Source organism: Aquamicrobium sp. NLF2-7, assembly GCF_022359935.1.
GTDB classification, from domain to species: domain Bacteria; phylum Pseudomonadota; class Alphaproteobacteria; order Rhizobiales; family Rhizobiaceae; genus Mesorhizobium; species Mesorhizobium lusatiense.
The window spans coordinates 3393982-3412090 of sequence record NZ_JAKSED010000001.1 but is presented as its reverse complement, the minus strand read 5'-3'; the positions used below and the strand labels follow the sequence as shown (position 1 = coordinate 3412090).

Here is an 18109-nt window from a genome sequence, read left to right as displayed (position 1 = left end):
GGCTCAGTCCGCAAATGCGGCCGGGCGGACCTCGCCGACCTTCGCGCCGTTGCGGCTCATGATAGGCTTGTGCGCCAGCTTCCGCAGTTCATCCGCAAGCGGCTCATCTTTTTCAAGAAGCTTGGCCAGAACGCCTGCAATCATCACTTCAGCCGCGCGGACGGCTCCGTCATCGCATTTCAGCGCGATACCGAAGCCCAGTTCCGGCACCGCGGCGCAATAGACGCCCTCTGCCCCCATCTTGACGAAGATGCGGCCGGGTGCGGCCTTCATCAGAGCTTCGTCGGCACGGCCGGTTCCCGAAACGATGAAAGGCTCCGCCATGCAGGCCGACATCAGCCGCCGTCCGGCCTTTGCCCGCTCCGGCTGCAAGCCGTTTCCGGTCGCTATTCTGGCAAACCCAACCGCGAAATTGCGCAGCGGAACCGCATAAGTCGGGATCGAGCAACCGTCGGTGCCGCAACTGTCCACGTCATGGGCCGCCCCGGTCACTGCCTCCATGGCATCATGTACCCGCCCCTGCAGCCTGTGATCCGCCTTCACGTAGCCCTCATGGGCGATGCCGGAATGGCAGCAGGTGCAGAGAAATCCGGCATGTTTGCCCGAACAGTTGTTGTGCAGTGCATTCGGTTCGCCGCCCGCCCGCGCCATCGCTATGGTGGCGGCATGGTTGTCCGGCCAGTGGCAGCCGCATTCCAGCGCTGTTTCATCCAGCCCTGCGCGCCGCAGCATCGAAAGCGCCGTCTCGGCATGCAGGGGCTCGCCGGAATGCGACGCGCAAGCCAGAGCCAGCTCACGATCTCCAAATCCATAAGCGTCCGCCGCACCGCTTTCGACCAGAGGCAAAGCCTGAATGAGCTTTACCGCAGAGCGGGGAAAGACCGGTCGGTGCGTCTCCCCGATTTCCCAGACGGATTTTCCGTCGCCATCAAAAACCGCCACCGAACCACGATGAACGCTTTCCACCAGAGTTCCGCGAAGAACCTCTGCCAGTACCGGATTTGTCACGTCTGCCGGCTCCTCCCAGGCCAGAGCAATTCCGAAATTGAATCAAGAGGCGATCTAATTTCGGAACTGCGAAAACCGCTCGCAGCGCTCGCGCGCTTCGCTGAAGTTATGAACCCGCTTTAGCGGATACGGTCGAGAATCGACACATAGTTGGCGACAGCAGCACCTCCCATGTTGAAGATGCCACCCAGCTTTGCATTCGGCACCTGAATGCCGCCCGCCTCGCCGGCAAGCTGCATCGAGGTCAGCACATGCATCGAAACCCCCGTTGCGCCGATCGGGTGGCCCTTTGATTTCAGGCCGCCGGAAGGATTGACCGGCAGCTTGCCGTCCTTGGCCGTATAGCCTTCTAGCGCCAGCTTCGCGCCCTCGCCGCGTTTCGCCAGTCCCATCGCCTCATACTCGATCAGTTCGGCAATGGTGAAGCAGTCATGCGTCTCCACGAAAGACAGATCGTCCAGGGTCACGCCGGCCTTCTTCAGCGCCTGCGCCCAGGCCTGCTCGCAGCCCTCGAACAGCAATATGTCGCGCTTCGACATCGGCAGGAAATCCTGCACATGCTCATTGGCGCGGAAGGCGATGGCACGGCGCATGGACAGCGCCGTCGTGACATCGGTCAGCACAATCGCTGCGGCGCCGTCCGAAACGAGCGAGCAATCGGTGCGCTTGAGAGGTCCCGCAACATACGGGTTCTTCTCGCTTTCCTGCCGGCAGAAATCGTAGCCCAGATCCTTGCGCATCTGTGCATAGGGATTTTCAACGCCATTCTTGTGGTTCTTGGCGGCAATGGCCGCAAGCGCGTCCGACTGGTCGCCATGACGCTGGAAATAGGCATGGGCGATCTTGCCGAACACGCCGGCGAAGCCCGCCGGGGTGTCACCGTCTTCCGGCAGATAGGATGCCTTCAGGAGATTGGCGCCTATCTCCGGTCCCGGCGTGGTCGTCATCTGCTCGGCGCCCACCACGAGAACGAAACGCGCGCCCGAGTCGACGGCCCGGATGCCCTGCCGCACGGCAGCCGATCCGGTCGCGCAGGCATTCTCCACCCGCGTCGCCGGCTTGAAACGCAGGCGGTCATCTGTCTGGAGCACGAGGCTCGCCGTGAAATCCTGCGCCGAAAATCCAGCGTTGAAATGACCGAGCACGATCTCGCCGACGTCTTCCGGTCCGATGCCCGCATGTGCCAGCGCTTCAGCGGCTACCTTGGTGATCAGGCTTTCAAGCGTTTCGCCTTCCAGCTTGCCGAAGCGCGAATGCGCCCAGCCGACGATACATGCGGTCATGACAACATCTCCCTGTCCGTTCAGCTGTCCGGCTGATGACGGCGCTTTGATCCGCGCAGGATAACCACCCCGCCGGCCTCGTAAAGCACCTTGTTGTGGGTCAGGTACAAATTGCTCGATTTTTTATTGATTGATCAGTCAATCAAAAATACACTTGCCCTAAGGAGAAGCCAGAATGCCAAAAATCGGAATGGAGCCCTTGCGCCGCCGGGCGCTGATTGACGCCACCATTTCCACCGTGGGCGAACGCGGCACGCTGAACGTGACCGTTTCGGAGATCGCCGGGCGCGCCGGCGTTTCCTCCGCGCTTGCGCATCACTATTTCGGCCCGAAGGAAGTGCTTTTGCAGGCCACGATGCGACAATTGCTGGCCGATCTGGGCCGTGACGCGGTCGTGGCGCTTAAAAACGCCATCACGGCGCGCGAGCGCCTGTCCGCGATCATCGCCGTCAATTTCAATGCCGCACAGTTTCGCGAGGAAACCGTGCATGCGTGGCTGGCCTTCTATGTGGAGGCTCAGAATTCTCCGCCGCTACGCCGCCTGCTGCGCGTTTATGCAAGGCGTCAGCATTCCAACCTGATGAGCGCGCTCGTTCCGCTGGCCGGCCGTACGGAAGCCCGACGCATGGCGGAAGCAATCGCTGCCATGATCGACGGTCTCTACATCCGCCGCGCCTTGCGTGACGGTCTTCCCAATCCCGCAAGTGTGGCCTCGCTGGTCGAGGATTATGTCGATGCGAAACTCAGACAACAGGCGAATTCATCATGAGCAACCGGCCTAACATCCTGATCCTCATGGTCGACCAGCTCGCCGGAACCCTGTTTCCCGATGGCCCGGCCGAATTTCTTCATGCGCCTCATCTTCGCGCGCTTTCGGCCCGCTCGGCCCGTTTCCGCAACAACTACACCGCCTCGCCCCTGTGCTCGCCTGCCCGCGCCTCCTTCATGAGCGGCCAGCTTCCATCGCGCACCGGCGTCTATGACAACGCCGCCGAATTCGCCTCATCGGTTCCCACCTTCGCCCATCATCTGCGCGCCGCCGGCTACCACACCTGCCTGTCGGGCAAGATGCACTTCGTCGGACCGGATCAGTTGCACGGCTTCGAAGAGCGTCTGACCACCGACATCTACCCGGCCGATTTCGGCTGGACGCCGGACTACCGCAAGCCCGGCGAACGCATCGACTGGTGGTATCACAATCTGGGTTCCGTCACTGGGGCGGGCGTCGCGGAGATCACCAACCAGATGGAATATGACGACGAGGTCGCCTTCCTCGCCGGCCAGAAGCTCTACGACCTGTCGCGCCAGTCCGGCGATGAAAACCGCCGTCCATGGTGCCTGACCGTCTCCTTCACCCACCCGCACGACCCCTATGTGGCGCGCCGCAAATACTGGGATCTCTACGAGGACTGCCCGCAACTGGAACCGGAGGTGGGCTTCATTGCCCATGACCAGCAGGACCCGCATTCGCAGCGCCTCTATCTCGCCAGCGACTATGCCAGTTTCGACATCAAGCCCGAGCAGGTGCGCCGCGCGCGGCAAGGCTATTTCGCCAACATCTCCTATATCGACGACAAGGTTGGCGAGTTGCTGGACGTGCTCGACCGCACGCGCATGGCCGATGACACGATCATCCTGTTCTGCTCCGACCATGGCGACATGCTGGGCGAGCGCGGCCTGTGGTTCAAGATGAGCTTCTTCGAAGGCTCCGCGCGCGTTCCGCTGATGATCGCGAGCAAAGCCATCGCGCCTTCCCCTATCGACGCGCCTGTCTCCAACCTCGACATCTGCCCCACCCTCTGCGACCTCGCCGGCATCGACATTTCCGCCATCATGCCATGGACGGACGGGCAGTCGCTGAAGCCCCTCATGCAGGGCAAAGAGCGCAGCGAGCCGGTACTGATGGAATATGCGGCGGAAGGCTCCTATGCTCCGTTGGTCGCCATCCGCGACGGCAAGCACAAGTTCGTGCATTGCGAGATCGACCCGCCGCAACTGTTTGATCTGGAATCGGATCCTCTCGAACGGGAAAACCTTGCGGCCGCTCCCGAAAATGCCGGTCTGGTCGCTGCCTTCATGGAAAAAGTCCGGGCGCGCTGGGACATGGCCGCCTTCGACGCTGCCGTGCGCCAGAGCCAGGCACAGCGCTGGGTCGTCTATCCCGCGCTGCGCAACGGCGCTTACTTCCCGTGGGATTTCCAGCCTCTGCAAAAAGCGTCCGAACGCTACATGCGCAACCACATGGATCTCAACACCCTCGAAGAACAGAAGCGCTTTCCGCGAGGTGAATAGCCATGCATGAGGCAGACTTCGTCATCATCGGCTCCGGTTCCGCCGGCTCGGCCATGGCCTACCGGCTCTCCGAGGATGGCAGGCATTCGGTCATCGTCATCGAATATGGCGGTACCGATTACGGCCCACTGATCCAGATGCCGTCCGCCCTGTCGATCCCGCTCAACATGCCGCTCTACGACTGGGGTTTTTCCAGCGAGCCCGAACCGCATCTGGGCGGAAGGGTTCTCGCCACGCCGCGCGGCAAGGTTCTGGGTGGCTCTTCTTCCATCAACGGCATGGTCTATGTGCGCGGCCACGCCCGCGATTTCGACCACTGGGCGGAGGAAGGCGCTGCCGGCTGGAGCTATGCCGACGTGCTTCCCTACTTCAAGCGTATGGAGCACTCCCACGGCGGCGAGCAAGGCTGGCGCGGAACCAGCGGCCCGCTGCACGTCCAGCGCGGCAAGCGCGCAAACCCCCTCTACGCCGCCTTTATCGAGGCCGGCCAGCAGGCCGGTTTCGAGCTGACCGCTGACTACAACGGCTCGAAGCAGGAAGGTTTCGGGCCGATGGAACAGACCATCCATCGCGGCCGGCGCTGGTCTACCGCCAATGCCTATCTGCGCCCTGCCCTCAAACGCAGAAATGTGAGTCTGGTCAGCGGCTTCGCGCGAAAAGTCATCATCGAGAATCAACGCGCCACCGGCGTCGAGATCGAAGTTCGCGGACAGATTCAGGTCGTTAAAGCGCGACGGGAGGTGATCGTCGCTGCCTCCTCGATCAACTCGCCGAAAATCCTGATGCTTTCCGGCATCGGCCCCGCACGACATCTGCAGGACAACGGCATCGCAGTGGTTGCCGACAGGCCGGGTGTCGGGGCCAATCTCCAGGATCATCTGGAACTCTATATCCAGCAGGAATCCACCCAGCCGATCACGCTGAACTCGGTCCTTAATCCGATCTCAAAGGCGCTGATCGGCGCACAGTGGCTGCTGTTCAAGAGCGGTCTCGGCGCCACCAATCATTTCGAGGCCGCCGCCTTTCTGCGCTCGGCAGCCGGCATCGATTACCCGGATATCCAGTATCACTTCATCCCCGCCGCCGTGCGTTACGATGGCAAAGCGGTCGCCGACACGCACGGTTTTCAGGCGCATGTCGGGCCGATGCGCTCCAGATCGCGCGGCAGCGTTACGCTGCGTTCTCCCGATGCGCGGGAAAAACCCGTCATCTGCTTCAACTACATGTCGCATCCTGACGACTGGACGGAATTCCGCCACTGCATCCGCCTCACCCGCGAAATCTTTTCACAAGCCGCCTTCGATCCCTATCGTGGCAGGGAGATCTCTCCCGGCAGTGATGTGCAAACCGACGAAGAACTCGATGCCTTCATTCGCGATCATGCCGAGAGTGCGCTGCACCCTTGTGGCACCTGCCGCATGGGCCGGGCCGGTGATCCGATGAGCGTTGTGGACCCTGAATGCCGGGTCATCGGCGTTGAAGGTCTGAGGGTCGCGGATTCGTCCATCTTCCCGCGCATCACCAACGGCAACCTCAACGCACCGTCGATCATGACCGGCGAAAAGGCCGCTGATCATATTCTCGGCCGCACCCCGCTGCCGCCGTCCAATCTGGAACCCTGGATCAATCCGCGCTGGCAACAGTCGGACAGATAAGCCAAAGTCCTTTCAACCGATCCGATGGAACTACCGGAGCCTGCCATGCGCGCCCAGCCGACCGCCTCGCATTACGTCAACGGACGTTACATCGACGACGACCGTGGCGCCGAGATCGCCGTCATCTATCCGGCCACCGGCGAACGCATCGCCACGCTGCATGCGGCGACGCCCAACATCATCGAGCTGGCCATCGAATCGGCGCGCGCCGCGCAGGCCGAATGGGCGCGCCTCAAGCCCGTCGAGCGCGGCCGCATCCTGCGCCGCGCCGCCGATATTCTGCGCGAGCGCAATGAGGCTCTGGCGCGGCTCGAAACGCTCGATACCGGCAAGGCCATTCAGGAGACGCTGGTGGCCGACGCCCCTTCCGCCGCCGACTGCCTCGAATATTTCGCTGGTGCCATTGCCAGCTTCAACGGCGAGTTCATCGACCTCGGCGGCCCCTTCGCCTACACGCGGCGCGAACCGCTCGGTGTCTGTGTCGGCATCGGCGCGTGGAACTATCCGATCCAGATCGCCGGCTGGAAATCCGCACCCGCGCTCGCCATGGGCAACGCCATGGTGTTCAAGCCGTCCGAGAACACGCCATTGTCGGCGCTGGCGCTGGCCGAAATCTATTCCGAGGCCGGCCTGCCGGACGGCCTGTTCAACGTGGTGCAGGGCTATGGCGATGTCGGCGCTTCGCTTGTCGGCCATCCGTCCGTCGCCAAGGTGTCGGTCACCGGTTCGGTCGCTACCGGCAAGCGCGTTCTGGCGCAGGCCGGAGCCGACATGAAGCACGCCACCATGGAACTTGGCGGCAAGTCGCCGCTCATCGTCTTCGATGATGCCGACCTGGAAAACGCTGTCGGCGGGGCCATGCTCGGCAATTTCTATTCGACCGGTCAGGTCTGCTCCAACGGAACCCGCGTCTTCGTCCAGAAAGGTCTCCACGGCCGTTTCGTCGAACGCCTTGTCGAGCGCACCAAGAAAATCCGCATCGGCGATCCGCTCGACCCCGAAACCCAGATGGGGCCGCTGGTCAGCAAGGCCCAGCATCAGCGTGTGCTGTCCTATATCGAAGCCGGCAAGCAGGAAGGTGCTGTCCTCGCCTGCGGCGGCAATGCCCCTGCCCTGCAAGGCTTCGACGGCGGCTTCTTTGTCGAACCCACCGTCTTCACCGGCGTTACCGACACGATGCGCATCGCGCGCGAGGAGATTTTCGGCCCCGTGATGAGCGTCTTGTCCTTCGATGATGAAGACGAAGTGATCGGCCGCGCCAACGGCACCGAGTTCGGTCTTGCCGCCGGCGTCTTCACCCGCGACATGACCCGCGCGCACCGCGTCATCGGTGAGCTGCAGGCCGGCACCTGCTGGATCAACGCCTACAATCTCACCCCGGTCGAGATGCCGTTCGGCGGCTACAAGCAGTCCGGCATCGGGCGCGAGAATTCGTTGGCCGCCCTCCAGCACTATTCGCAGATCAAGTCGGTCTATGTGGAGACCGGCGACGTCGACAGCCCCTACTGACCTGTCTCCGTCGTCGCGTCCAGATACTGCATTAGCGCGTAGACGAGGTGATAGAAAATCGAGGCCGGCACCTCGGTCGCCACCGACCGGCCGCGCTCGTCGATGCGATCGACCCACAGCCCCACCGGTGCGGGATCGATATGCCAGCGGAACAGGCGGCCCACGCGCGCCTCGATCTCAGGCTTGAGGTCCGGCCCGTCGGCCCGATCCAGCGCGATCGATGCCTTGATCGCCTCCGTCTGCGGCCAGCTTCGCGACACCAGATCGAGCGGCATGCCCTGCTTCGACACCGCGCCATAAGCAAGGCCCGTGGCGCGGTTCAGGCCATTGGCGACAGCCGAGGCATAGAGCTTGCGGGCATAGGTGGTCAGGCTCTTCTGGCCACTACGATTGGCGAAGTCGATCAGCAGCGAGGCCCATTCGAAATGATGGCCGGGCTCCGTCCAGTCGCCTTTGCCATCCGGGGCCGGCGCCCAGCCATCCTCGAAGAATTCGCCTACGGTCCATGAATCGGCGTCGAAGAAATAGCTGCGGAACAGATCGACGATACGGGCGGCACGGCGCAGATAGGTCCTGTCGCCGGTCGCCTCATGCCAGGCCAGAAACGCTTCCAGCAGATGCATATGCGGGTTGGAGCGGCGCAGGCTGCCGCCCTCCGGCGCTTCAAGAAAGCCGGCAAGGCTGCTGTCCTCCAGATGCTCGTCAAGGAAAGCGAATGTTTCCCGTCCGAGCCTCAGCGCATCCGGATTGCCGCACATATGAGCGTGGGCGAGTGCCAGAAGCACGCAGGAATGGTCGTAGGCGTCTTCCGTCGCATCGTTTATCGAACCGTCGACATTGAGGGTACGCACCCAGCCGCCCCGGTCGGTGCGGCCGCGCGACATGAACTCCAGCCCGTGCGCGATCAGCCGGTCGGCAGGCCCATCCCAGCCGCGCGACCGCGCGACCGCAAAGCCGTAGACCTGCCGCGCCATGGTGCGCATGCGCTTCGGCCTGGCCAGCGGCACGGCATCCAGCCCCAGCGCCTCATGAAACCCACCATGGCGCTCGTCCACGCCAACGGTCGACCACAAGGGCAGCGCCTCATCGAACAGCCAGTGCCGCACGCGGCTGCGCCACGCGCCGCTTTCCACCACCCGGTCGTGCGACGGCGTGAAGCGTGTTTCCAGCCTTCCGCTCTTTTCGAGCTGCTGCACCACCTTGCGCACATTCTGGCTGTGCGAGACAGGCGCCACGAAGGTCGCGTCGGCGGTGGCGACCACGGCCGTATCCTTCAGTCCGACCGCCGACAGAAGCCGGCCATGGCTGCGGATATAGGAGTTCTCGCAATCGATGGCGACGACATCGCCAATGATGACATTGCCGTTTTCATCGGAAGGCCCGACATCGAGCAGGGACTGCCACGAACCGAGATCGTTCCAGCGAAAGCCCGCTGGCACCATGGCGATGCCTTCGGCACGTTCCATCACCGCATAGTCGATGGAATCGGACGGGATCGCCGCATAGAGATCCTCCGGCATATAGAGGCCGGAAAGATCGGTTCTGGCGGCTGCGAAAGCTTTCTCCGTCGCGGCCCATATATCCGGCTGGAAGCGCAGGAAAGCATCGCGCATCACGCTCGCCCGGAACAGGAAGATGCCCGCATTCCAGTAGTAATTTCCTGCCGCAACGTATTTCTGCGCCGTCCCGGTGTCGGGCTTTTCCACGAAGCGCGAGACATCGAACACGCCGCCATGCTCCACGCCGACTTCGATATAGCCATAGCCGGTTTCGGGCTGATCGGGGCGAATGCCGAACACCACCAGCCTGCCCGCACCAGCTGCCGGCACGCCCTGCTCCACCGTCTGCCAGAATTGCGCGGTGGTGGAAATTTCGTGGTCGGAAGGAACCACCAGCACGAGGCTGTCGCCGAAATCGGCCAGCGTGCGCAGCGTAGCCAGCGCCACCGCGGCGGCCGTATTGCGCCCCACCGGCTCGAACAGCACGCCGCCGCCAGCGAGTTCGATGCCATTGATGTCGCCATGCACGCGCCCGGCATGGCGTTCGGATGCGATCAGGAACACAGGTGCGACACCCGCCGTCCGGCCTGTCATGCGCCGCAGCGTCTTGGCCAGCATCGACCCATCGCCTGACAGATCGTGAAACTGCTTGGGATTGTCCTCGCGCGACAGCGGCCACAGCCGCGATCCCACGCCGCCGCTCATCACGAAACAGGCGATAAGGTCACTCATGGTCACGCTCAAAATGTCTGGTTGTAGGGACCGACTTCCGGGCTGCGCCGCAGCACGGCGTCCAGCGCCTCGAACATCTCGCGCCGCCGTTCCGCAGAAACCGGGCTTTCCACCACCACGACCAGCTCGGGCTTGTTGGACGACGCCCGGATCAGCCCCCAGGTGCCATCCTCGGCCACGACGCGAACGCCGTTTACCGTCACCAGTTCGGCGATCGCCTGTCCGGCAAAGCGTTCTCCGGCGGCCTTCATCGCCTCGAAATCGGCCAGCACGCGCTCGACCACACCATATTTGATCTCATCGTCGCAATGCGGCGACATGGTCGGCGTGCCGTATGTGACCGGCAGTTCCCGATATAGATCGGCCATCGACTTTGACGGATTGCGGTCGAGCATGCCGCACACGGCAATCGCCGTCACCAGCCCATCATCATAGCCGCGCCCGATCGGCGGGTTGAAGAAGAAGTGGCCGGATTTCTCGAAACCGGCGATGGCGCCAAGCTCGGCCACCCGGCGCTTGATGTAGGAATGACCGGTCTTCCAGTAATCGGTCACAGCGCCATTGGCCTGCAATTGCGGATCGGTCTTGAACAGGCCCGTCGACTTGACGTCCACGACGAAGGACGAGCCGGGATATTGTTGCGAAATGTCACGCGCCAGCATGACGCCGACCTTGTCGGCGAAGATCTCGTTGCCTTCATTGTCGACCACGCCGCAGCGGTCGCCGTCGCCATCGAAGCCGAGGCCCACATCAGCGCCAGTCTCCAGCACCTTGTCGCGGATGGCATGCAGCATCTGCATGTCTTCCGGGTTCGGATTGTAGCGCGGGAAGCTGTGGTCCAATTCGACGTCGAGCGGGATCACCTCGCAGCCGATTCGTTCCAGCGCCTGTGGCGCGAAAGCGCCCGCCGTGCCGTTACCGCAGGCGGCGACCACCCTGAGCTTGCGCGATATCCGTTTTCCCGCGACCAGATCGTCGAGATAAGTGTCGCGAAAATCGGGGACGAATTCGTAGGAACCACCACCTACGAGATCGAAGTCGCCGTCCAGAACGATTTTCTTCAATGCCGACATTTCGTCCGGCCCAAAGGTCAGCGGCCGCTGCGCGCCCATCTTCACGCCGGTCCAGCCGTTTTCGTTGTGCGAAGCGGTGACCATGGCGACCGAAGGCGTGTCGAGCGCGAACTGCGCGAAATAGGCCATGGGCGAAAGGGCCAGGCCAATGTCCTTCACCTTCGCGCCGGCGGCCATCAGGCCCGACGCCAGGGTTAGCTTGATCGCAAGCGAATACTCGCGGAAGTCATGGCCCGTCACGATCTCGGGGCCGATGCCCATGCGGCGGATCAGCGTCGCCAGTCCCATGCCCAGCGCCTGCACGCCGATCAGATTGAGTTCCGGCTCCTTTTCCGCACCCGGACGGCCGAACCACCAGCGCGCGTCATATTCGCGAAAGCCGGTCGGTTTAATCAGCGCCGAAGTCTCGAACCCGAACGTATTCGGCCTCGCCTGTTCCACGATCCTGAGCTTCAATTGAGCAGGCCCCCGCACCTTTTTAACACGCAACTCTGCTGCATTGCCTATCAGCAAAGCCTTTAAAGGGGGTTATTCTCGCACCATCCCGCCGTGTTCACAAACAATCGTGACAAACAGGCAAATTGTCGTGTCATTGCCGCTTGCAGGAACAGATTCGCGGCGTTATAAGCCCGCCACTGGTCACGGAGTGTAGCGCAGCCTGGTAGCGCACGTCGTTCGGGACGACGGGGTCGCAGGTTCAAATCCTGCCACTCCGACCAGTCGAAAAATCCCGAAGCATCTCATTTTTACATGCAAATTCAATGCGGCGTGAACAATTCCGCCTTAGAACATGTGACGAACATGTGATCCAGATAGCAGGTCACACGTCACACATGTGACTTGGTCTGTTTCGACGCCTCCAGAACGGCTGCCAACTTCTCCCTCACGCACCAGGACAGGCTGATCGTCGAATGGCGCAGCAGTTCCGTCTGGTAATCGTCCACGTGCTCGATGATGAAGATGATCGCCGCGACGATCTGATCCGCCTCGACGACGTTCATTTCGATCTGATGCTGCGCCGACATTCTGCCCCCCGATGATCCCCGCTCTGATAATCGCGTAAGATCCGGCCAAGCCGGAACTCAACTAAGGTTGCACTGTGAATTTTGCGCGAAACCCCGCCCCGTGAACGTTATTTCAACGGGTATCTGCTATAGGAACATCAATGACGCCGGCCGGCAGCGTGGGAGCCTTCCGGATCGACCTTCCGTAAATCACAAACTGGTTTGCCGTGCCGTTTCCACATCTCCGGCAGCGCAGCTTCTTGTCGACATGGCGCAGCATCGTGTACGGACCATGCCTCTCCTCGATCAGATGCCGATCGACCGGCCCCATGCGTGAACACATGATGCAGCGGCCGCCGAGGATGTAGCCCGGGGGAATGTCGTTACAACGGATTTCGAAATACATCTTGCCGGGAACGGCAGAAAATAGGACCATGTTCCTATAATGTTCTGCCCTACGTTCGGGTCAAGGTTTGGAGGAAAATTTTCCTTCTTCGGCTCGGGCAGCCCTCCGTTGCTCAAGCCCCGCCACTTCCTGCGCATACCATGCCTCGAGCTTGCGCATGCCTTCGCGGGCGAAGGCGGGGTCGATATCGACGTAGTGGCCGAGCACCTTGTCGTCACCGCCGAACGCATGCCCGCTGAAACCGGCCAGCTCCCACTTGTTGACCCCTGCCCTCGACAGCCAGGACAGGCAGGTGTCGCGCATGTCCTGGTCGCGCAGATCCGCAAGCGATGGCAGCAGATCGACGCCGGCGGCTGCCAGCTCCGCGGCGATGTCGCGGCCGCCGAACAGCGCCTTCCATTCCTTGTCCGCCTTGCCGGTCTTCTCATCGATCGCCGGCGAGCCGAAGGCCACGGCGTGGCGCAGCATGCGGTAGATCTTGCCGTACCGCCCTTCCGTCCAGGCGCGTGCGCCCGCTTCCCACATGAAGACGTGGCGCTCCCCGAGCTGCTGCACCTTGCGGCCGCGCTGGCGCTGGCGGGCTGCCTCGAGGCGGCGGGCGAGCATGGAGGCAACCGGGATAAGCAGCCGCTGGCCGCCGGCGTCCTTCTTGTGCGGCGCGAACAGGATGCCGTCGGCGGATATCTGCCCGGCAGTGAGCGATCGACGATCGTTCTGGCGCTGGCCAGTCCATGCGCCGGCGCAGAGCAGGTCGCCGACATCGTGCAGGCCGAGCGCGTCGGCCGCGGCAACCAATCGGGCGAATTCCTCGACCGTCGCCGGCCGGACGCGCCGGGGCAGCATCGGCAGCGTCGTGCTGCTTTCCTGCGCCGGGTTGTGATGCACAAGCTTGTCCTTGCGCCCGGCTTCAAAGGCCACCGAGATAACGCCGCGCACCGCCCTTGCCTGCGCCAGCCCGTGCGCCTGTTCGATCGCGTCGATCAGCCCGTCGAGCGTGTGGCCGGTGAGATCGTCGGCCGGCTCGTGCCACCATTCGCCGCCCTCGAAATTCTCCAGGCAGCGGATGGCGCCGCGATAATAGCGGATGGTGCCATCGGAAAGCGGCCGACGCTTCTTCTTTCCCTGCACGATTTCCCGGCCCTGCATGCGCGGACTGGCAAGGTATGCCTCCATCACCTGGCTGATGGTGACGCGGCCAGCGGCGCGCTGGCGGGCGGTGGCATTCGCCGTTTTGCGCGCGGTCGTCTGGCCCGCGGCGATCGCCTCGCGCTTTTCTGCTATTTCCTGCTGGCGCGCCTGCGACCACGCGATGGCCTCGTCGAGACCGAACCACGGGCCGCTGCGCCCATGGCGCAGATCCTCGCCCTTGTAGCCAAGTTCCCGTGCCGACGGCGACGGGAAGTAGCGCGGCCGGCCATCGCGCCACGTAACCAGCGGGATCTTTATGGTGACGGTGCCCATTGCAGCCCTCGAAACGGACGGGAAAGGTGAGGCTGGCGCGCGCATTTGTCAAAAGCTCCTGTGGATGGCCATCGTCAGGCGTTGCCGGAGATATGTGGCTGGCCTTCGAACCGGGCGATCATTTCCTTGAAAAGCGTGACCAAGTCGCGCCGATCGGCGCCGTTCGATATGAAATTGCAGCGGCCATCAATCGGGCCATAAGGGAAGGTCAGCATCACGAATCCGACCTTCCGGTCCGCCCCTTTCGCGTCGCCGTTCAGGATCTCGTCGACACCTTTCGCCAAGGCGACCATTACATCCTGAAGCTTTGGATCGATCGGGCCATCGCCCAGTTGATGGGTCATGTTTTCATCCTTTCATGATTTCATGATGCTGCCCGAAGGCAAAAGCCGGAACAGCTACGCCTTACACAGGCCGTTCCGGCGGCCGCAGCTCAATCAGCCGGAATGGCTGAGGTAAGCCGCGATCGCGGCATCCAGCCGCGCATCCAGGTCATCGCGCGGCAGGACGATGCGCTGCCGGATCGACAGCGACGGCTTGCCGGTATCGAGGAACGCCCGACGGGCGGCGGTGAGCGCCGGCGACCGCGACACGGTTTCCTCCACGCTCACGGCGCGCGCACAGGTTTCTGCGTAGTTCATGGCTCCATCCTTTCAGGTTGAGAAGAGATCGCCGGCGGGATAGCGGAGAGGGGATGGCTATCCCGCCGGCTGCCCGGCCGCCCTGGGCTGCTTGGGGAGGCGTCGGCCGGATCGGGGTTACTTCCTGCGGCGGGGATCCCGGTCGCGTTCGACAACGATGCCGGCCATGAAGCCGAAGATCGCAAAGGCGACGATGGCGGCGATGAAAATCCAGACGTCGATCATCGGTCGCGCCTCAGGCCGAAATGGCCGAAGTCACGCGGGCGCGGCAGGGCGAACAGGACGACGCCGACGGACAGGGTGATGAGGAACACGACAGCGGCCGCGGCGCCGAGGAGGATGATGTCAAGCCAGCCCATCACTATGCCCATGGCTGACGCCGCGCTACATGCGCGTCCCTGGCGAGACGAAGGGCCGCGGCCTGGTCATGCTCGCAATGCCGACCATCAAGACCGCGAACACTGCGAAACGGATCATGCTGCAGGCCGGCGCGATCGCCATGCTCGGCATCTACACGGCCGTTGACGATGGCGTTTTCAATCCCGATCTCGCTCCGCTCGAGCCCGGCGTCTTCTGGAAGGTTGCCCGCAACGGCGGCACGCTCGGACCCTCGGTTTCCCGCTTCCCGGATCCTCGGCTGGATCTAGCGGGACTGGTGGTCAAGGACATGCAGTCCGAGATCAAGGCCACGATGATGGACCAGACGCTGCCGCCGGACACCGCGGCTGTGAAATCGGCGACGGAAATCCTCGAGCGCGTGAAGCGGCTCGCCGCCGATCATATCGGGGCATTCGGGCGGCTCGTGAAGGAAATCGTGGTGCCGGCCGTCCGGCGGCGCATGGAACTGGCCTATGACAAGGGGTTGATCAGCACGGAAATCCCGATCGACCAGCTGCTTGTCAGGGTCAAGGTCAAATCGCCCCTGGCGCTGGCGCGCGAGGCCGAGCGTGTCGGCAAGATCATCCAGTGGCTGGAAATGGTCATCGCCATCATGACATCGGTCGGCGCGCCCCAGGGCATCGGCCGCATCGCCAAGGTGGAAGAGATGCTCACGGACATCGGAACCGATATGGGCGTTCCATCCCGTTACATCGTCACCGAAGCCGAGCGCAAGGACATGGACGAGAAAGAGGCGCAGGCGGCCGCTGCGGCGGCAGCTGCCGCAGCGGCTCTTTCCGCCGGCGGCGCAGCGGGAGGGATGCCGGCGTGAACGACATCGAAAGCCTGATCTCCGGTGCGGCCGCCAGCGGCTGGGAGTGGTTCGACGCCGCCGACGACAAGGTAAAGCAGCGCCTCGACGTGCGCAGGAGCCTCGAGGGCGAAGACGCCCGCGCGGTAGCGCGCGCCTGGGCGGAGTTCGCCGCCACGCCCGGTGGCGCAAAAGCCCTCGAGGCGATGCACAAGGCCACGCTCGGGCGCACGGTGTTCTTCGTGAACCTCGGCCTCGACCCAATGTCGATGGCCGTCTTCGGCGCTTTCCGCGAGGGTCAGAATGCCCTCGTGCATGAAATCTTCAGGCAGATCGCCAAGGGGCGAAACGAGGAAGGGCCGGCACCTCGCGACGTCTGACCGCCGGCAGCAAGGAAACGTGACATGAGATCATTGCTTGAAAAATATCTGCCGCTTCGCGAGAACGAAGGCGGCGGCATGGGTGGCGGTGCCGGCGCCGGTGGTGGCGGTGCTGGTGGTGGCGCCGGCGCTTGGTCCGCGCCGGAAGGACTGCCGGAACAATTTCGCGGCTCCACGGCCGACGAAACCTTGAGCAAACTGCTGCCCGCATTCAGCGAAGTCAGCACCAGGGCCGAAGGGCTGCGCACAAAGCTTGCCGGCCTGCCAAAAGCTCCGGAAAAGCCGGATCTCTATAGCTACAATCCCAGCGACAAGCTCAAACCCTATTTCGGCGATCTCGCGCAAAACCCGATTTTCGCCGAGGCGCGTAACGCCTTCCACAAGCATGGCGCACCGCAGGAAATGTTCGCGGGCATTATCGAGGACCTGTACGGGCCGCTCGTCGATCAGGGCTTGCTGGGCGCGCCTTATGATCCCAAGGCGGAGCTCACCGCCTTTGCCTCGGAGCTCGGCCTCGACGCGGCCAGCGCGACCAAGGCGCTCACCGACACCGACGCCTTCGCCAAGGGCCTTCTCTCCCAGCTGCGTGATATTCCGGAAAAGCTCAAGCCGGAGGTCGAGGCGCAGCTGATGTCGCTGACAGATACGGCCGCCGGGAACATCCTGCTGCGCGCATTGTCCGGGCGGCTGGCGGAAAACGGCATCCGCATCGGCGGCGAGGGTAACGCCGCCGGCGCGATGACGGCCGAAGATCTCAAGAAGCTGGACGCGGATCCGCGCATCGACCCGAACAATCGCAACCATCCGGATCCCGCACAGCGTTTCGACGAGGCGCTGCGCAAACGCTATGACGAGGCCTATCAGCGCCTCGCCCCAGCCAACAAGACGGCCTGGTGAGTTGACGGCATCGCCGCGCGCGTAGGCTTGCCCTCACACTTTCGGGCGGACCTGCGCCGCCGGTGGCCTCTCCGCCCTCGAGCGGACCTGCCGGCGCGTTCGCGGCCTCTCCACCCCGGTGTTTCCCATCAACATCGGAGTACCATCCATGACTGTGAACGCTCCCACCTGGTTCCCTACCCAGTATGCGAACCGGGCCATGCACATCTACCAGAACAAGGGCAATCGACTGCGCCCCATGGTCACCCAGGCAACGCGCATCGAAGGCGCGGAAAAGGCCGTATTCTGGCTTGCGGGAAAGTCCAAGGCCGTCAAGAAGACGCGCAACCAGCGCAACGTGCCCTCGAATGCCGAGCGCAAGAAGTTCGAGGTGCCGCTGGCAACCTGGACTGCCTTCGACACGGTTGAGGAATATGACCTCGATCGCATGACCGTGGACGAAAAGGAAATCGTCTACCAGTCCGGCGCCATGGCGCTCGGCCGCGCGACGGATATCGAAATCTACGATGTCATGAAGGCGGCGAAGCCCGCCGCGGATGCGGGGCTCGATTTCTCGGCCGGTGCGTTCTCGGCCGCCAACGCCCTTACGCTCTGCGCGGCGCTGCAGAACGACAAGGTGCCGTGGGACGGGCAGGTGTTCTGCGGCCTGCCCTCCCTGCAGTGGAACCAGTTCCTTGCCAACAAGGTGGTCAACTCCGCCGACCAGGTGAAGGACCTGCCCTTCACCAAGGCCACCGATACCCGCTTCTGGAACGGCGTGAACTGGTTCCTTCAGGTGGAAGAGGATCCGGAGGACTTCTACCGGGTGCCGGCCGCCAACAAGCAGGACCTCATGATCTGGCACAAGTCGGCTCTCGGCTGGGGCAACCATACCGATCTGCGCGTCATCCCCCAGTGGGACAACTACGAGGACTGGTGGACGATCAACATGGCAGCCAAGGGCTGCGCCACCACGATGCAGGAGGGCAAGGGCATCAAGTGCTTCACGACGTCCTCCAACAGCGCGATCGCGATCGTCTGACAATCCGGCGCGGCGGCGTTGACCGCCTCGCCGTTCACCCTGATCCCAAACGGAGACCG

General features: G+C 63.1%; 18 protein-coding genes and 1 tRNA gene. 9 read left to right on the top strand and 10 right to left on the bottom strand.

Translation table 11 applies throughout. The features are described 5' to 3' along the window. Nucleotides 1-3: 3 nt before the first annotated feature. Nucleotides 4-1008, bottom strand: coding sequence for an asparaginase (locus MIC97_RS16695; protein ID WP_239800953.1), 1005 nt, complete (start codon nt 1006-1008; stop codon nt 4-6). A gap of 119 nt (nt 1009-1127) precedes the next feature. After that, a complete protein-coding gene (locus tag MIC97_RS16690) occupies nt 1128-2291 on the bottom strand; it encodes an acetyl-CoA acetyltransferase (protein ID WP_239800952.1) in 1164 nt (387 codons plus the stop codon). Between the two features lie 175 nt (nt 2292-2466). Between MIC97_RS16690 and betI the strand changes: the two genes are divergently transcribed. Genes betI through betB form a run of 4 tightly spaced genes read left to right on the top strand, consistent with a single transcriptional unit; the run spans nt 2467 to nt 7747 of the window. After that, entirely contained in the window at nt 2467-3060 is a 594-nt protein-coding gene (gene betI / locus MIC97_RS16685) for a transcriptional regulator BetI (RefSeq protein ID WP_239800951.1), read from the top strand. Further along, nucleotides 3054-4583: a choline-sulfatase gene (betC, locus tag MIC97_RS16680; RefSeq protein WP_239801177.1), complete on the top strand. Its 1530-nt coding sequence runs from the start codon at nt 3054-3056 to the stop codon at nt 4581-4583. Before betI ends, betC begins: the two co-directional genes overlap by 7 nt. A gap of 2 nt (nt 4584-4585) precedes the next feature. Next, the gene (gene betA, locus MIC97_RS16675; RefSeq protein ID WP_239800950.1) at nt 4586-6238 is read left to right on the top strand and encodes a choline dehydrogenase; all 1653 of its coding nucleotides are present in this window, start codon (nt 4586-4588) and stop codon (nt 6236-6238) included. Between the two features lie 45 nt (nt 6239-6283). Then, complete coding sequence (gene betB / locus MIC97_RS16670; protein WP_239800949.1) at nt 6284-7747, top strand: betaine-aldehyde dehydrogenase; 1464 nt, start codon at nt 6284-6286, stop codon at nt 7745-7747. Here betB and MIC97_RS16665 read toward each other — a convergent pair. Both MIC97_RS16665 and MIC97_RS16660 read right to left on the bottom strand, forming a co-directional pair. Next, the gene (locus MIC97_RS16665; protein ID WP_239800948.1) at nt 7741-9978 is read right to left on the bottom strand and encodes a mannose-1-phosphate guanylyltransferase/mannose-6-phosphate isomerase; all 2238 of its coding nucleotides are present in this window, start codon (nt 9976-9978) and stop codon (nt 7741-7743) included. The genes betB and MIC97_RS16665 overlap by 7 nt on opposite strands. Nucleotides 9979-9986: 8 nt before the next feature. Continuing rightward, complete coding sequence (locus MIC97_RS16660; protein WP_239800947.1) at nt 9987-11507, bottom strand: phosphomannomutase/phosphoglucomutase; 1521 nt, start codon at nt 11505-11507, stop codon at nt 9987-9989. 186 nt (nt 11508-11693) lie between these two features. Here MIC97_RS16660 and MIC97_RS16655 point away from each other — a divergent pair. Continuing rightward, nucleotides 11694-11770: transfer RNA gene (locus tag MIC97_RS16655), tRNA-Pro, on the top strand. Between the two features lie 108 nt (nt 11771-11878). On the opposite strand, the gene MIC97_RS16650 is transcribed toward MIC97_RS16655, so the two are convergent. The 6 genes from MIC97_RS16650 to MIC97_RS16625 form a co-directional block, all read right to left on the bottom strand. Next, nucleotides 11879-12076 (bottom strand): hypothetical protein, encoded by a 198-nt coding sequence (locus MIC97_RS16650; protein ID WP_239800946.1) that lies wholly within the window; start codon nt 12074-12076, stop codon nt 11879-11881. Between the two features lie 112 nt (nt 12077-12188). After that, on the bottom strand, nt 12189-12491 hold the full coding sequence (locus MIC97_RS16645) for a hypothetical protein (protein ID WP_239800945.1): 303 nt from the start codon (nt 12489-12491) through the stop codon (nt 12189-12191). 30 nt (nt 12492-12521) lie between these two features. Continuing rightward, complete coding sequence (locus tag MIC97_RS16640) at nt 12522-13967, bottom strand: hypothetical protein (protein ID WP_239800944.1); 1446 nt, start codon at nt 13965-13967, stop codon at nt 12522-12524. A 29-nt stretch (nt 13968-13996) separates the two neighbouring features. Further along, the gene (locus tag MIC97_RS16635; protein ID WP_239800943.1) at nt 13997-14266 is read right to left on the bottom strand and encodes a hypothetical protein; all 270 of its coding nucleotides are present in this window, start codon (nt 14264-14266) and stop codon (nt 13997-13999) included. Between the two features lie 93 nt (nt 14267-14359). After that, nucleotides 14360-14563: a hypothetical protein gene (locus tag MIC97_RS16630; RefSeq protein WP_239800942.1), complete on the bottom strand. Its 204-nt coding sequence runs from the start codon at nt 14561-14563 to the stop codon at nt 14360-14362. Nucleotides 14564-14784: 221 nt separating this feature from the next. Then, the gene (locus MIC97_RS16625; protein ID WP_239800941.1) at nt 14785-14934 is read right to left on the bottom strand and encodes a hypothetical protein; all 150 of its coding nucleotides are present in this window, start codon (nt 14932-14934) and stop codon (nt 14785-14787) included. 17 nt (nt 14935-14951) lie between these two features. On the opposite strand from MIC97_RS16625, the gene MIC97_RS16620 reads away from it, so the two are divergent. From MIC97_RS16620 to MIC97_RS16605, 4 genes are all read left to right on the top strand, one after another. Then, entirely contained in the window at nt 14952-15773 is an 822-nt protein-coding gene (locus MIC97_RS16620) for a portal protein (protein WP_239800940.1), read from the top strand. Further along, nucleotides 15770-16132, top strand: a complete 363-nt coding sequence (locus tag MIC97_RS16615) for a hypothetical protein (protein ID WP_239800939.1) — start codon at nt 15770-15772, stop codon at nt 16130-16132. The genes MIC97_RS16620 and MIC97_RS16615 overlap by 4 nt, the downstream gene beginning before the upstream one ends. A 24-nt stretch (nt 16133-16156) precedes the next feature. Next, nucleotides 16157-17029, top strand: coding sequence for a hypothetical protein (locus tag MIC97_RS16610; RefSeq protein WP_239800938.1), 873 nt, complete (start codon nt 16157-16159; stop codon nt 17027-17029). 148 nt (nt 17030-17177) lie between these two features. Then, nucleotides 17178-18050: a phage capsid protein gene (locus MIC97_RS16605; protein WP_239800937.1), complete on the top strand. Its 873-nt coding sequence runs from the start codon at nt 17178-17180 to the stop codon at nt 18048-18050. Nucleotides 18051-18109: the final 59 nt, after the last annotated feature.